Raw genomic sequence first — 14630 nt, forward strand, 5'->3', positions numbered from 1 at the left:
AGCCTTCCTACCGGAGACAATTGTGGCGCGCGACACACCGAGGTGACGGGCGCATCGAACGATTGTCGCAGAACGACCCCCGATTTCGGCAAATCGGGGGCCGGACACGAGGTCGAGAACGATCAGATTACGTCGGAAAGATCCTTCAAAAGGGCTGCTTTGCCCTTGGCGCCGACGATCTGCTTCGCAGGCTTGCCGCCGGAGAACAGGATCATCGTCGGAATGGACATCACCTGGTAGTCCCGCGCCGTCGCCGGGTTCGCGTCGATATCGAGCTTGGCGATGGTGAGCTTCTCACCGTGCTCGGCAGCGATCTCGTCGAGTACAGGGGCAACCATCTTGCACGGGCCACACCACTCGGCCCAGAAATCGACAAGAACGGGCTTGTCGCTGGTGAGCACGTCGTCGGCGAACGAGGCGTCGGTGACGGTGATGGTGTTCTTTGATTCGGACACGTTTACTCCTAGTGGGTTGCGGAAAGCTGTGCGTCGGTAACGGTGTTGGCGGCGAGGTCGCCCTGGTCTGCGAGCCAGCGCTCGGCGTCGATGGCGGCCGAACATCCGGTTCCCGCGGCGGTGATGGCCTGGCGGTAGGTGTGGTCGACCAAGTCGCCCGCAGCGAACACGCCGTCGACGCTCGTGTAGGTGGACGATCCCTTGACCTGCACGTATCCCGCGTCGTCGATGTCGACCTGGCCCTTGACCAGCTCGCTGCGCGGATCGTGGCCGATGGCGACGAACATGCCGGTGACATCGAGGGTGGATTCTTCGCCGGTCACGGTGTCACGCAGGGTCACACCGGTGACGCTGTTCTCGCCGATGACGCCGGTGACAGCCGAGTTGGTGACGAACCGAATCTTCTCGTTGGCCTTTGCGCGTTCCAGCATGATTCGCGAGGCGCGGAACTCCTCACGGCGGTGCACGATGGTCACGCTGCGCGCGAACTTGGTGAGGAAGGTGGCTTCCTCCATAGCGGAGTCGCCACCGCCGATCACGGCGATGTCCTGCTCCTTGAAGAAGAAGCCGTCGCAGGTGGCACAGGCGCTGACGCCGCGACCCAGCAAGTCCTGTTCGCCTGGAACGTCGAGGTAGCGGGCCGCTGCGCCCATCGCCAGAATGATCGCGCGCGTGTGGTGGACCTCGCCGTTGACCGTCACGGTCTTGATCGGGCCTGACAGATCGATCTCGTCGACATCTTCGGTTCGAATGTCGGTACCGAATCGCTGAGCTTGCTCGCGCATCTGCTCCATCAGGTCGGGGCCCATGATGCCCTCGCGGAAGCCTGGGAAGTTCTCCACCTCGGTGGTGGTCATCAGTGCGCCACCGAACTGGGTGCCCTCGAACTGGACGGGCGCGAGCTCGGCGCGAGCTGCATACACAGCCGCTGTATAACCGGCCGGCCCCGAGCCGACGATGATCAAGTCGCGGACGGTTGTCTCAGGGGTGCTCATTCGGGCCTTCCAGGAGGGGAATCTGACTTCTCGATCAACAACAGGGTAAGGGTTGTTGTTCCCGTGGATGGCCGAAGCTACTCGTGTCGGTCGACGTCGCGGAACGAGAGGATGAAGGTCCTGATCGGGCGGTCGCTGTAACTGATCAGCCGATATCGGTCATGGCCAACTGTTGGGCATCGCCGGGTGCACAGCCAGGGCCGACGACCAGTGCTGTGATCTTCGGCGGCGTGACACCGGCGACCAACACCAAGAGCGCATTGCGACCCTGGTACCGAACCGTGGTCGAACCGAGCACGGCGCGGGAGCCCTCGATGTCGTTCGCGGCCAGGCACTGCGTGAGCGACGCCTTGTCGGCCAAACCGCCGGGCGCGTCGTTCTTACCCATTGCACTCAACATCGTCGCGGCGGGCAGATCGGAACCCAGTTCGACAGCTGCCGTCGTATCCGGGACCGGGCCTGTCGACCGCAGGTCCACGGTCGTGAAAACCAAGGCTCCAACCGCGGCGACCGATGCGGCCGCAGCCGCCGGGTACTTCCACCGCGCGGCTTTCCGTGAGCGGGCCTGTTCGAGCGGACGCACAGTCGACGGCAGCAAGCCCAGCGCGCGGTCGAGGCGATTCGCGACCTCCGGCGGGATGGTCGACGCCACGCCCTGATCCCCACCGAGGGCGTTCAATTCGGCGGTGACCCTGTCCAGCGCAGCGAGAATGCGGGAGGCGTCGGGATCGCGGCGGGCAAGCGGCCACAGCTGCGGGGCCAGCCCGGCGGGCAGGTTTTCCGCGTGGAGATCGGCGATCAGATCGACCGAAAACGGCGGCTGCAACAGCTTGTTCGGGTGAGTGGTCATCGCAACCTCCGTCCTGTCCATCGATCGTCTGTGTTCCAAGAGATTCGGCGCAGATCCGGAAAACGACTGTCGAGATATCGACATTTCTTGCCTGCTACTAGATAAGACGCGAAGAAATCAGATTCGGTTCCGCGGATCTCGCAGGAATTCCAGCCTGTCTGCGAGTTTGACGCGGGCGCGAGCGCAGCGGCTCTTGATGGTGCCTTCCGGAACGCCGAGCATCGCGGCTGTCTCGGACACGGTGTAACCCTCGACGTCCACCGCGACCAAGGCGGCGCGCTGCTCCGGGGGCAGCGAGAACAGCGCCTTGTCCACCACCAGCGACATCTCGAAGTCGGCGATGTAGTCGCGCTCGTCGCGGGGGTCGTCGGTCTCGTCACCGGAAAAGGACACGGTCGGGCGCACCTTGTTGCGGCGGATCCGGTCCAGGCACGCGTTGACGACGATGGTGTGCAACCAGCTGCGAACGGCGGCGTCGGCACGGAATCCGGCTGCCGTCCTGTGTGCGGACAGCAGCGCTTCCTGCAACGAGTCGGCGGCGTCTTCGCGCGTGTACGACGTGCGGACGGCGGTCTGCCACAGGTGGTCGTAGTGGCGGCGCATCAGCTCTGCGAAGGCTCGGGTGTCGCCGGCGGCATGCGCTGCCAATAGATCCACATCGGTCGACACGACGCCACCCCCGTCCATTGCTCATGGGGGAACCGCGTGCTTCTACCAGTGAAGGTCCCCACCCATGCACTCAGTGGTATGCCCCCGACGGGCACATACCTCCGAACGCAATTTCGCAACATCTGGAACCGACGTGTACAGGTACCAGGAAACCCCCCGACAAGAGAGCGCGACCTGAGTGTACACAGACCGATAACGGCGGGCGATTCGGCGAAGCGGGGGTGAAGCCGAAGCTTCAGGTCACGGTGTGCCGGTGAAACCCATATCTGCAATCGACGACTGGTTCTGGTTGTTCGCGGCCTTACCGAGCTGCGTGATCCAGACCAGCACGAACTTGGTCGGCTGATCGGTGTTCACCGGAATCTGGGTGACACCCTCGCCCAGTGTGGACGTGCCGATCACCTGGGTCTGGTCGAGCGTCGGGCCGTCGTTCGGCGCGGTCCGGATCTCGACCTTGGTGCCGGGGCTCGGCGAGTTGATCCAGACATTGGTGAGCTTTGTGGGGTTCGCGAGTGTCGCCAGCACGCCCAGACCACTCTTCAGAGCGGGGAACGGCTGGCTGTAGGTGTCGGACTTCCACAGCGTGGCCGGGTTGTTGTCGAGCACCAGATTGACCGAGTCCACGCCGTCGGGGGTGCCCTGCGGCGAGTAGACCTGGACCTGTGTCGCGGGAATCGGCACACCGCCGGGCGCTGCCGGGGCAGCGCTGGGCGTGGTCAGGCCGATGTTCTGATCGGTCAGGGGTGCATCCGAGCTGCCACCTGCGAGGAAGTTAGCCAGCCACCAGCCGATGAGGCCGAGGATGATCACGGTGAGACCGCCGAGGCCCGCAAGCATCATCATCATGCGGTTGGAGCGTGCCTGCTCGGCTGCGATTGCTTCGGGATCGGCGAGCGCGTGACCCGTGGCGCCGGGCGGGCGTTGGCCGAGCCGAAGGGCAGGCATCAGGTCTGTCTTCTGATCGACTACCGACGCCTGCTCCAGCACGTGCTGCACGGTTGCCGCAGTACGCACGCCGCGGTTGGTTTCGAGCGCGCGGACGGCGACGGCCGAGATCTCGAACGGCACCTCCGGGCGCAGCTTCCGTGGCTCGACGGGCGCACCGTCCGGTCCGTGCTCGGCCAGCTTGAGCCCGCCGACAGTGGTGCCCGGCGCCGCGATGCCGCTGACTCCGGTGGAGCCGCCGATGGGCCACCGTGCAGTGATCAACGCGTAGAGCATCGCGCCGAGCCCGCGCACGTCACCCTGGGCATCGGCGTCGTCGAGCGTGCCGGGGAAAGCGAGAACTGCGTTGCCGCCCACACTGATTCGGACGCGATCGGGATGGTCGATGGAGAGCGCGCCGCCACCGCGATGCGTGAGTTCGGCAGCCGAGGCGAGAGCACCGATGGCGCGAGCCGCACCGATCGGGGACGGCTTGGTCTCCGCCATCTCACGCAGCGAGCGACCCGGAGTCCATTCGGCGACGACGATGCCGCCCGAGCTACCGCGAACGACGTCGAGCACCCGGGCAAGACCGGGCGAGTTCACGCGACCGAGTCGCAGGGTTCGCGACAGGATTGCCTGCGGACCGTCGTTGCCCTCGGTGGAGCCTGCCTTCTGCTCGGAGTCGACGAAGGTGAGTGCGACTTCGCGATCCAGCTTGGTGTCGAGCGCCTGCCAGAACTTCAGACCGCGCGATCCGCCGTGCGGAGCGAGCAATCGGTAGCGGCCACCGGCCACCGAGGCTCCCGGAATGAGTTTGGGTCCCCGAGGTGTCCGACGACCGGCATCGTCCGATTGCGGAGTGCTTGCTGGCGGCGGCGGAACCCGACGCGGCGGCGCCGGATTGGTCACGGTCGCGTCGGCGTCACCGTTGGTGCCGGTCATGCCTGCAGACGATGAAGGCGCGTCGGTCTTCGGGCGTTCCTGTGCGGGCCGCGGAGCGCGGTCGTCGCCGTTGGATCGCGGATCCTTCGACACGGTGAGCCCGCCGGTGTTCGTCGACGAGACGGGAGACGAACCCACACTGGAACCACCGACTGGCCTGCCGGCATTCGCGTCGTCGCTCACCCTTACTCCTTCATTTACTGCTGATGACCAAGACGAGCCCCCGCTGGGTCGCCCGCCTGACCTCTGCCGAACAGGGTACGGGAACTGGCCCACTCCGGTACCACCAACGTCGTCAGCCCGGATCACGGGGAGCACCATCGTGTTGGCATCCCACATCGGGTCGTATGCGGGACGCGGCACGAATTCGGGTTCCGGTGCCTCCGCAGGCGTGCCACGGACCCGCCTCGTCACGGCGACCGTGACGGCGCGGATCTCCGGAACCTTCGCCATCCAGAGGGCTGCAAACGTCAGCGTCAGCATCACGACGCCGTCGAAGGCGACTCGAATGATCGAGCCGAGGCCGCCCATCGTTGTCGTCAAATTGCTCAGATGCAGGATTCGATCGGCGATAGCCATGGTGATGCCACCGGCCAACGACGCGACTATCACCTTCCACACGGTCGACCCGACATTCGACATCTGCAGGTCGCCCAGGCTGCGATGCAGTAGAAAACCGCCGATGCAGGCACCGACCGCGAAGGAGATACCCGTGACCGCGCCGAGCAGGCTGACGACGTGCTCGCCGCTCGAGGCGACGTACGGGGCCAGTGCGGACAGCACGATCTTGACGCCGGTGATGCCGAGGACGATCCAGGTGGGCGTCCATGCTTGTTCGCGGGCGTAGAAGACGCGGAGGTGGATCAGCACCAATGAATACGGAATGAGCGTGAACGCGGACCAGCGAACGGCCTCACCGAGCACGTGCGCGTCGCCGCCGAAGTTTCCGTATCCGTAGAGCGCTTCGCCGACCAACGGACCGGCGAAGGTGAGGAAGGTCACTACCGGCACCAGCGCCAGCATCGTCAATCGGGTGGCGACACCGAGATCGTCGACGACGGCGGGTGTGTTCTGGGCGGCTGCGTTTCGGCTCAGCCGCGGCATGATCGCGGTCAGCAGGGTGACGCCGAGGATGCCGTACGGCATCTGCAGTAGCGCCCACGCATTCGTATAGATGGCGGGCCCTGCGGCGTACGCGTCGGCGGAGACCCTGTTCGCGAAGATCAGACCGGCCTGGCTGATCAATACGTACAACATGATGGCGACAGCCATGCCGCCGAACTGCTTCAGCCGATCGTCGAGGCCCCACAACGGACGCAGGTTGATGCCCTCGCGTCGGATCGCGGGCACCAGGCTGAGCACCTGCACGACCACGCCCAGCGTCACGCCGAGCCCGAGCACCAAGAGTTTCGGATCGCCCATGCGGACCGGATTCAGGGAGATCTCCCCGGGCATCGCGACATAGATACCGAGAACCGCGAGTACGACGACGTTGTTCAACACCGGCGCCCACGCGCCCGGCTTGAACACCTGGCGGGTGTTGAGGATGGCCGTGAGCAACGCCGTCAGACCGAAGAACAGAATTGCGGGCAACAACATGAATGCCAGCGCGGTCGTCAGCGCCGAGTTGACCTTGCCGTCCTCGGGCAAAAATATGTGTTCGATCAGCAGCGGTGCCGCGGCCGTTGCCAGGAGCGCTGCCGCGCCGAGCATCACCAAGGCCATCGTGAAAAGGCGTCGAACGAAGTCGGTGCCGCCGTCGGCATCCTCGCGTTCGGCCCTGACCAGCACCGGAACGACGATCGCGGTGAGAACAGCCCCCAGGACGAACTCCGAGATCATGTTGGGAATCTGGATCGCGATGGTGAACGAACTGGTGATCGCGCCACCGAGCACGATCAGCAGTACGAGTTGTTTCGCAAAACCGGTGAGCCGGCTGGTCAGTGTCGCGATGGCGATGGAGCCGGACGAGGCGAGCAGTCTGCGGTTGGCGCTTGCGCCGGAGTCGGGTTCCGACTCGGGCAGAGGCTCGGGAGTGGCGTGCAGTTCTTGCCCCGACGCGGGTCTGCGTGCGGGAATGCGAACGGGTTGTGCGTACTGCGGGGGCGGCGGGCTGGCGGCGATCGGCGGTTGCCACCGATAGCGCCGCTCCCACGGTGCCTGCCCGACCCGCGTGGGCGGGGCGGCTCGACCACCGCCGTCGCCGTAGCTACTTCCCGTCATTGCCGCTCAAACCCTTCGTCGGCTGGATCGGGTTGCCCCCGGAACCGGTGCCACAGCCGTCGGCCGGCAAGGACCAACAGCAGCGCGCCCGCACATGCCGTAATTATGGCCAGTACCTTGCCGTATGCGTTGGAACGTACGGAAACAGTCGTCGCATCGCCAAGTGCGTGACCATCGGGAGTGGTGAGCGCAACATCCACGGTGAGGTTTCGCGAGTCGTTGACCTCGGCGGGAACCTGAATTTGACGGCTTCCGCGCGGCGGCAATTGTTGCTCGCCGATATCGGTGATCTTCATGGCTGCGGGCGCGTCGATCTGCAACTTCACCTTGATGCCGATGGGCAGGTCGTTGCGGGCCACGAGCAGCAGCGGACTTTGCTCGGACGCCAGCGTGTAAACCCCGCCGGGCGCCAGCACGGTGACCGATTTGAACATGCCGTCCAGCGCCGAGGTCGTCGCGCCGACCCGCGTGTGACCGGCCGCATCCGAGGCATCGCGGCGATCGTCGGTACGACCGGACATGCTCATTGCACGCAGCAGATCCTCACGCAGCGGTGCGGTGAACCGGCCCGGTGTCAGATCCGAATTCGGGTCGGCGACCAGCGCGTTCGACAGGAGATCGATGCGGGTTGCCTGTTCCGCTGCCCTGGTCCGAATGGTGTCGGGCGACGCGTCGTCGACGGCCTGCTGCGGATAGACCAGCTGGAATGCGCGAGGGTCGGGCTGCTTGCCGACCAGGTCGTCGACCGTCCTGGGGACTGCGAGACCGGACCGCAGCAACGTCGCCACCTGTGACAGGACCCCGCTGGCTTCGGTGCCGTCGACTCCCCAATCCTGCGGCGGGGCGATCAGCAGGGAGCGAGTCCGATCGGGCACCGGCGTCAGCGCCGACCAGCTCAACGCGCCCAACGCATCCTGCAGGCGCGCCGCCCGGGAGTCTTGGGTCAAGTCGTAGCGGGCGCGGGCCGGGGTGAACGACGGGGTTTGCGGATCGGTCCCGACAGCGGCCATTGCGACCGCGGTCGACACGTCGTACGTGGCGGCATGCATCGCGGGATCGGCCTTGTCGGTGGTGGCGGGAGCAACCACGTCGGGCAGACGGACCAGATCGGGTGTCGCGGGCAGGCCCTCGGTGTCGGTGTCGACACCGTTGCCCGGCAGCAGTGCGACGGTGCTGCCTAGGGTGCGTAGCTGGGTCGCCGTGTCGTCGTCGAGGGCACCCGATGCAGGCCAGACGATGTTGCGTTTGCTGGTGGTCGCCAAGATGTTGTCGACGATGTCAGCGGGTGTCACCGTCGCGCTACGACTGAGTTCCGCGTTCTTCGCCAGGTGAACACCGGTCAGATCCGTCTGCGCGAACGGGACGGCCAACGTGCAGTGGGTGTCGGCCAGGGTGCGAACTCGATCCAGCCACGACGACGCTGCCGCCGCCCCGGTCCCGTCGCGGGTCGCACCGTTGGGATCGGACTTGTCCGCGAGCACCAGGTAGCCGCGCGTCATGTTGGAGACGGTGATCAGCAGGTCGGGGTCGACGGCCATGCAGACGCTCTGCGCGAGTTTGCCGTCGCGGTCCACGTTGGGTCGGAGTGCGAATTCCAGAGCACTGACCAGTTGATCCAGGCGGCCGCCTTTGCCCAGCGAAGTGGCGAGGTCGTCGTCGACCAGCTTCACCTTCTGGTCCAGCGAGCCAGGCTGGCCGGGGGCGAGTCGGGGGCGGTCGGCGAGCGGCCAGAGCAGCGTGGTCGCGACCGGGGTGTTGGTCGGGGCGGAGACAGCGGCGCCCGGCGCGGGCTGCGGTTCGGTGTCGGTCGAATCGGGGTCCGGCGGGGGCGCGGGCGGTGCGGTCGGGTCGGTCGGTACGCCGAGGACCGGAAGGAGGAATCGGGCGTCGTCGAGGCGCGCCTCGCTGCCGAAATCGGGGGCGCCGTTGACGTTGAGCAGCAGCGGGTAGACGCCGGGCTTACTGATCTCGAGCGAGGCGGCGGTGCTGGATCGCAACGGCAGCGTCAGGGTGAACTGCTTCTTCTGGCCTGCGTTGAGCTTGTCGGCGACGGTGACGAAGTTGCCCGTCACGTCGTAGTTCTCCTGATCGCGCTGCAACGACGTACGTAACTGCGTCGACTGCGTGATCGCAGGCGCGCGTTGCATCCGCACGCTGACGTCGTCGACCACCCGATCGCCGACGTTCGAGACGGTAGCGGCAACGACGATGAACGGATCGCTGGTGGTGGTGACCGCGTTGGGCGCAACCGAGTCGATGGCGAGTTCGAGAAACTTGTCGTCGTTGTTCGATGTCGTGGGCTGATCGTGGGTGGTATTCGGGAGAGCGGTAGCGACACCACCGGCAGGCAGCAGCGCTAGAGCGAGCGCGGCAAGGACAGCCACCGCGGATCGCTTACGAACTCCCGTCATTCCCCGCTGACACCCTGATTCACGCCGGGCGTGTCGTCGTTGTCCATTCGGTCGATCAACTTGCCCGCAACCTCGGCCAGCCTGCGCTCGTCGGCGTAGGCGAGTCGAGATTCCAATTCGGTCAGCGGCACCCACGCCACCTCGGTGACCTCGATGTCTGCATCCGACAGCTCACCGCCGAGTGACCGCAATAGGTAGTGGTGCACCGTCTTGTGCACCCGCCGGCCCTCGGTGACGAACCAGTAGTCGATGCTGCCGAGCGACGCCAACACTTTGCCGCGGATTCCGGTCTCCTCGGCAACCTCGCGCATGGCGGTCTGCTCAGCGGTTTCGCCCTGTTCGATGTGCCCTTTGGGTAACGACCAGAGCAACCGTCCACGACGGTCGGTTCGCCCGATCAAGGCCGCGCACAACGCATCCCGTGGACCGTCGAGACCTGCGACAACGAGTCCCCCGGCAGAGGTTTCGCGGACTGTACGCAACCGCGGTTTCGGTGTTTCCGTGACCGCGGCCCGTCGCCGCGAATGGCGGCGACGATTGTTGGCGCGTTCGGCAGGAGACACCCGATCAATCCTAGTGCGCTTGAAGCAGGTGAGCGTTTATTGGGTGTGGACACCCGAAAAGCACTCACCTGCCCGAAGCGCATAGGCTGCTCATCCGTGTCCGATATGGAACGTCGTACCCGTTTGCTTGCCGCCGCCGCGATAACGCTGGCGCAGCTTGCCGATGTGTTGACGCCGCTCGGCGAAATTTTTGCCGCGAAAGGCCACGAGCTGTATCTGGTCGGCGGCACCGTCAGGGATGCCGTGTTGGGGCGCCTCGGCGAGGATCTCGATTTCACCACCGACGCCCACCCCGAGCAGGTTCAGTCCCTGTTGCGTGGTTGGGCGGACAACCAGTGGGACACCGGAATCGCGTTCGGCACCATCAGCGCTGCGAAGGGCGAGCATCAGATCGAGATCACCACCTTCCGCACCGATTCCTACGACGGCGTCACACGCAACCCGGACGTGCAGTACGGAACGTCGATCGACGAAGACCTGGTACGACGCGATTTCACCGTCAACGCCATGGCTGTTCGGATCGGCGTCAACGGCTCGCAAGAGTTCGTCGACCCGCTCGACGGCATGTCCGCTCTGCTCGCGGGCGTGCTGGATACGCCTGCGGCACCGGAGATTTCGTTCAACGACGACCCGCTCCGGATGCTGCGAGCTGCCCGCTTCGTGTCGCAGCTCGGCTTCACGCTGGCGCCTCGGGTGCACGACGCGATCGTTGCGATGGCCGACCAGCTCGACCGGATCACCGCCGAACGAGTCCGCGCCGAACTCGACAAGCTGATCCTGGGCGCGCACCCCATCGACGGCATCGACGTGATGTGCGAGACCGGGCTTGCGCAGCGGGTGCTCCCGGAGCTGCCCGCGATGAAGCTCGAGATCGATGAGCACCACCAGCACAAAGACGTCTACCAGCATTCGCTGACGGTGTTGCAGCAGGCAATCGATCTGGAAGACGGCGATCCGGACCTGATCCTGCGCTGGGCGGCGCTGCTGCACGACATCGGCAAGCCGGACACCAAACGCAACGAGCCGGGCGGCGGCGTCAGCTTTCACCATCACGAGGTGGTCGGCGCGAAGATGGTGCGTCGCCGCATGCGGGCGTTGAAGTTTCCCAAGCAGGTGATCGACGACGTCGGCCAGCTGGTGTTCCTGCATCTGCGATTCCACGGGTACGGCAAGGGTCAATGGACCGACTCGGCGGTGCGTCGCTACGTCACCGACGCCGACGACTTGCTCCCCCGCCTGCACAAACTTGTCCGCGCCGACTGCACCACCCGCAACAAGCGTCGAGCTGCCGCATTGCAGGGCACCTACGACGATCTGGAACGCCGCATCGCCGCGCTGCAGGAGAAGGAAGACCTGGCGCGGGTGCGGCCCGACCTGGACGGCAACGCGATCATGGAGTTGCTCGACATCCCGGCCGGACCGCAGGTGGGTAAGGCGTGGCGTTTTCTCAAGGAGCTGCGTCTCGACCGCGGCCCCCTCGACCGCGACGAGGCGGAAGCCGAACTGCTGAAATGGTGGGCCGCCAACCCCGAGTGAGGGCCCCCTTCCTGTCTCAGGGACGAGCAGACTGGATTCGGTACACCGCAGTGATCAATGCGATCAGCCCGCCGACCAACACGGCGGTCACGACGATGTTCGCCACGATGGGAGTGCCCTCCATCAGGCGTTGCTTGCCGAAATTCGCGGCGACGATGACGACGACGTAGACCCACCACGGTGCCCATTTGCCGGTGGTCTCGGGCTTGTGTTGCTCTGTCATGGTGTCGACTTTGCCGTCGCCGCAGTGCACAGGACATCGGTCCAAAGTCCGACCGAACGTCATCACTTCGGCGGACGGTCCCCCGTTCGAGTGAGCCGCCCGCGCCTGCGGACCTGCGATGATCGTGTTGTGCAGATGCCAACGATCGTGCGGCGGGCGGCGCGGCCACTCGTGCGGTCGTCGACGTATCTGCGCGGGGTGTATCTGCTGCTCGGTGGTGTGGTGGCCATTCCGTACGTGGCGCTGGTCGCGATCTTCGTTCACGCGATGGGGCAGAGCAGCGGCGGGGACTTGGTCCTGTTCGTGTTGCTCGCCGCCGTCACCGCGGTGATCGCCGTGATCGTCCCGTTCGTTTCTGCTGCCCGAACTCTCGAAGTTGTTGCCGCGCGCGCATTTTTGGGGGTTGAGCTGCCGGATCCCGAGCCGACGACGCAAGGCAGCTGGGAATCGCGTTGGCGCGGTGCGCTCTGGTACCTGATCACGTTGGCGCTCGGCAGTGTCGTGACGATCGTCGTGTTGTACGGCGTACCAACGGGTCTCGGCGCGCTGGTCATTCCGTTCACCGACTCCCACACGCTGACGTTGCAGTTGCTCGATACCTGGAGCTTCGACGCGAACAGCACCGCAATGGCCCTTCTCGCCGGACTCGCGGGAGTGGCAATCCTTGCGCTCACCGTGTACACCTTCGTGATCGGCGGTGCGCTGCTTGCCCGTTGGGCTCCGTCGTTGCTCGGGCCGACGCGAGCAGACCAGATCGTGATGCTGCAACGACGCGAGCGAGAGTTGGCTGCGGGCAACAGCCTTGCGCGCGAACTGCACGATTCCATCGGCCACGCTCTGACCGCCGTCACGATGCAGGCCGGTGCCGCCGGTCGTGTGCTCGACCACGATCCCGAGTTTGCGCGCCAAGCACTTTCACGCATCGAAGAGACAGGCCGGTCTGCGCTGGAGGAACTCGACGACGTTCTGGGCATTCTGCGGCGAGGTGACGAATCGGCGGTGCGGCACCCCGCCAAGACGCTGACCGATGTTCCGACTCTGGCAACCGATCACGGCACCGATGTCCGGATCACGATCACCGGTGACTTGGCAGCGGTCCCGCCCGTCGTGTCGCGAGAGGGTTACCGCGTCGTTCAGGAGTCGATCACCAACGCGGTGCGTCACGGCGACGGCGGCGCGATAGAGCTACGAATCGATGTGCAGCACAACGCTGTTCGCATCGTTGTCGAGAACGGCGTCGGTGCGGCGACACTGCGAACCGGCGGTCGAGGTCTGATCGGGATGCGTGAGCGGGTGCTGATTCTCGGTGGCCGCCTGACGGCCGGCGCAGGTACCGGGCGTTGGACCGTGGACGCGAAACTGCCGTGGGACAAGAAGGAATCGTGAGCATCGGCGTTGTGGTGGTGGACGACGATTCGATGGTCCGCGCCGGATTCCGCGCGATCCTGGGCTCGGAGCCCGACATCGAGGTGCGAGGTGAGGCCGACGACGGTGCGCAGGTCCTGGATCTTGTCCGGTCGACCGATCCCGATGTGGTCGTGATGGATGTGCGGATGCCGAACGTCGACGGCATCACCGCGACGCGTCATCTGTTGGATTCGCTGGCCGATCCGCCGAAGGTGCTTGTCGTCACCACCTTCACCAACGACTCGTACGTCTACGACGCGCTGCGCGTCGGCGCTGCCGGGTTTCTGCTCAAGCGAGCCCGGCCGACCGAGATCATCCAAGCCGTGCGGACGGTGGCCGCGGGTGAGTCGCTGCTATTTCCCGATGCAATCCGGTCGTTGATCGCGGCCCAAGGCAAGACGGTCGGCGATGGATTGCAGCACGCGAACCTCACCGACCGCGAGGCCGAGGTGCTGCGCGAGATGGCGTGCGGCAAAGTCGAATGCCGAAATCGCGTCGGGGCTCTATCTCGGCGTCGAAACCGTGAAAACTCACGTCGGCAACGTACTGGCCAAGCTGCACGCCCGCGACCGCACCCAGGCGGTGATCACGGCCTACGAATCCGGCTTCATCAGGCCCGGCAGCTAGAACACGATCAGCCCGGTGCCCGCGACGATGGCGTCGCGAATCTGCGCGAGATCCAGTGAGCCTTTGATCGTCGGCACGTCGAGCGTGAACGAGACGGTGTGACCGTCGCGGTCGGCGCGCACGATCCGCGCGTCCTTCGGTAGCCGCTCGAGCGGGATCGCGCGGCCAGGCAGAATCGATCGCGGGATCGGGAGGCCTTGCCAGCGGGCGTTGATGACCTTGATCTTCACCAGGTCGTCGACGACGGACGCGTCGACAACGGCGGTGAGATTGCGACGCCGGTGGCGTGCCCCGATCAGGCCGGATTCCTCCACTTCGAGCAGCCAGTCGAGGTCGCGCCCGTTGAGCCAGTCGACGATCGTGTAGATCGAGGTCTGGCCTGTCAGATCGATCTGCTCCGCGCGTAGCCGTGTCGGTACCCCCGGAACCAGCCGCACACCGTTCGCGATCAGCGTCAGCTCGGAAAAGGTGTGGCCGTCCCACACCACGTCCGCCAGCTCGACCTTCGCCTGGAAGAACGATCCACGTCGACGGACCCGCAATGAACCGAGCACGGCTTGAACGGGCGCTCCCTGGACCATCACGTCCAGAGACTGCCCGCCGAAGCGACGCAGGATGCCGTCGGTGAGGGCTGACATCAAGACATCGGGCATCAGCGCGGTCACTGTGCCCGCGCCGAGGTTCGCCACCGGGTCCACCCAGGCAGCGGTCACCGACACCCACTGATCGACCCAGCCTTTTCCCAGCTCGGCGGCTCGCATCGGCGACCAGGACTTCGGATCGAAGTACGAGGTCATGATTT

At 65.6% G+C, this 14630-nt stretch carries 11 protein-coding genes and 1 pseudogene; 3 read left to right on the top strand and 9 right to left on the bottom strand.

Annotated features, from left to right (window positions below):
- Nucleotides 1-122: 122 nt before the first annotated feature.
- The 7 genes from trxA to FOY51_RS03410 all read right to left on the bottom strand — a co-directional run bounded on the left by trxA (nt 123) and on the right by FOY51_RS03410 (nt 10035).
- Nucleotides 123-455 carry a thioredoxin gene (gene trxA, locus FOY51_RS03380; protein ID WP_235916078.1) on the bottom strand — a complete coding sequence of 111 codons (333 nt, stop codon included), beginning with the start codon at nt 453-455 and terminating at the stop codon, nt 123-125.
- 8 nt (nt 456-463) lie between these two features.
- Nucleotides 464-1450 (bottom strand): thioredoxin-disulfide reductase, encoded by a 987-nt coding sequence (gene trxB / locus FOY51_RS03385; RefSeq protein WP_149428744.1) that lies wholly within the window; start codon nt 1448-1450, stop codon nt 464-466.
- 145 nt (nt 1451-1595) lie between these two features.
- Nucleotides 1596-2300 (bottom strand): RsmA family anti-sigma factor, encoded by a 705-nt coding sequence (locus tag FOY51_RS03390; protein ID WP_149428745.1) that lies wholly within the window; start codon nt 2298-2300, stop codon nt 1596-1598.
- 117 nt (nt 2301-2417) lie between these two features.
- A complete protein-coding gene (gene sigM / locus FOY51_RS03395) occupies nt 2418-2987 on the bottom strand; it encodes an RNA polymerase sigma factor SigM (protein ID WP_149428746.1) in 570 nt (189 codons plus the stop codon).
- Nucleotides 2988-3209: 222 nt separating this feature from the next.
- Complete coding sequence (locus tag FOY51_RS03400; RefSeq protein WP_149428747.1) at nt 3210-7061, bottom strand: murein biosynthesis integral membrane protein MurJ; 3852 nt, start codon at nt 7059-7061, stop codon at nt 3210-3212.
- Nucleotides 7058-9472 (bottom strand): DUF6049 family protein, encoded by a 2415-nt coding sequence (locus FOY51_RS03405; protein ID WP_149428748.1) that lies wholly within the window; start codon nt 9470-9472, stop codon nt 7058-7060. The genes FOY51_RS03400 and FOY51_RS03405 overlap by 4 nt, the downstream gene beginning before the upstream one ends.
- Nucleotides 9469-10035, bottom strand: a complete 567-nt coding sequence (locus FOY51_RS03410) for an NUDIX hydrolase (RefSeq protein ID WP_149428749.1) — start codon at nt 10033-10035, stop codon at nt 9469-9471. Before FOY51_RS03410 ends, FOY51_RS03405 begins: the two co-directional genes overlap by 4 nt.
- A gap of 105 nt (nt 10036-10140) precedes the next feature.
- Between FOY51_RS03410 and FOY51_RS03415 the strand changes: the two genes are divergently transcribed.
- The gene (locus FOY51_RS03415) at nt 10141-11571 is read left to right on the top strand and encodes a CCA tRNA nucleotidyltransferase (protein ID WP_149428879.1); all 1431 of its coding nucleotides are present in this window, start codon (nt 10141-10143) and stop codon (nt 11569-11571) included.
- Nucleotides 11572-11587: 16 nt separating this feature from the next.
- Here FOY51_RS03415 and FOY51_RS03420 read toward each other — a convergent pair whose 3' ends face one another.
- A complete protein-coding gene (locus tag FOY51_RS03420; protein WP_149428750.1) occupies nt 11588-11794 on the bottom strand; it encodes a hypothetical protein in 207 nt (68 codons plus the stop codon).
- Between the two features lie 135 nt (nt 11795-11929).
- On the opposite strand from FOY51_RS03420, the gene FOY51_RS03425 reads away from it, so the two are divergent.
- Both FOY51_RS03425 and FOY51_RS03430 read left to right on the top strand, forming a co-directional pair.
- A complete protein-coding gene (locus tag FOY51_RS03425) occupies nt 11930-13180 on the top strand; it encodes a sensor histidine kinase (RefSeq protein WP_187776155.1) in 1251 nt (416 codons plus the stop codon).
- Between the two features lie 32 nt (nt 13181-13212).
- Nucleotides 13213-13828: pseudogene (locus FOY51_RS03430) on the top strand (response regulator).
- Here the strand turns inward: FOY51_RS03430 and FOY51_RS03435 are convergent.
- Nucleotides 13825-14625, bottom strand: a complete 801-nt coding sequence (locus FOY51_RS03435; protein WP_149428752.1) for a hypothetical protein — start codon at nt 14623-14625, stop codon at nt 13825-13827. The pseudogene FOY51_RS03430 and the gene FOY51_RS03435 sit on opposite strands and share 4 nt — an antisense overlap.
- Nucleotides 14626-14630: the final 5 nt, after the last annotated feature.

The organism is Antrihabitans cavernicola (assembly GCF_008297975.1).
Classification (GTDB): Bacteria; Actinomycetota; Actinomycetes; order Mycobacteriales; family Mycobacteriaceae; genus Antrihabitans; species Antrihabitans cavernicola.

Excerpts from the sequence above, each read along its gene's own strand:
- trxB (WP_149428744.1), bottom strand. The coding sequence starts at position 1,450 with ATGAGCACCCCTGAGACAACCGTCCGCGACTTGATCATCGTCGGCTCG.
- FOY51_RS03390 (WP_149428745.1), bottom strand. The coding sequence starts at position 2,300 with ATGACCACTCACCCGAACAAGCTGTTGCAGCCGCCGTTTTCGGTCGAT.
- sigM (WP_149428746.1), bottom strand. The coding sequence starts at position 2,987 with ATGGACGGGGGTGGCGTCGTGTCGACCGATGTGGATCTATTGGCAGCG.
- FOY51_RS03400 (WP_149428747.1), bottom strand. The coding sequence starts at position 7,061 with ATGACGGGAAGTAGCTACGGCGACGGCGGTGGTCGAGCCGCCCCGCCC.
- FOY51_RS03405 (WP_149428748.1), bottom strand. The coding sequence starts at position 9,472 with ATGACGGGAGTTCGTAAGCGATCCGCGGTGGCTGTCCTTGCCGCGCTC.
- FOY51_RS03415 (WP_149428879.1), top strand. The coding sequence starts at position 10,141 with ATGGAACGTCGTACCCGTTTGCTTGCCGCCGCCGCGATAACGCTGGCG.
- FOY51_RS03420 (WP_149428750.1), bottom strand. The coding sequence starts at position 11,794 with ATGACAGAGCAACACAAGCCCGAGACCACCGGCAAATGGGCACCGTGG.
- FOY51_RS03425 (WP_187776155.1), top strand. The coding sequence starts at position 11,930 with ATGCCAACGATCGTGCGGCGGGCGGCGCGGCCACTCGTGCGGTCGTCG.
- FOY51_RS03435 (WP_149428752.1), bottom strand. The coding sequence starts at position 14,625 with ATGACCTCGTACTTCGATCCGAAGTCCTGGTCGCCGATGCGAGCCGCC.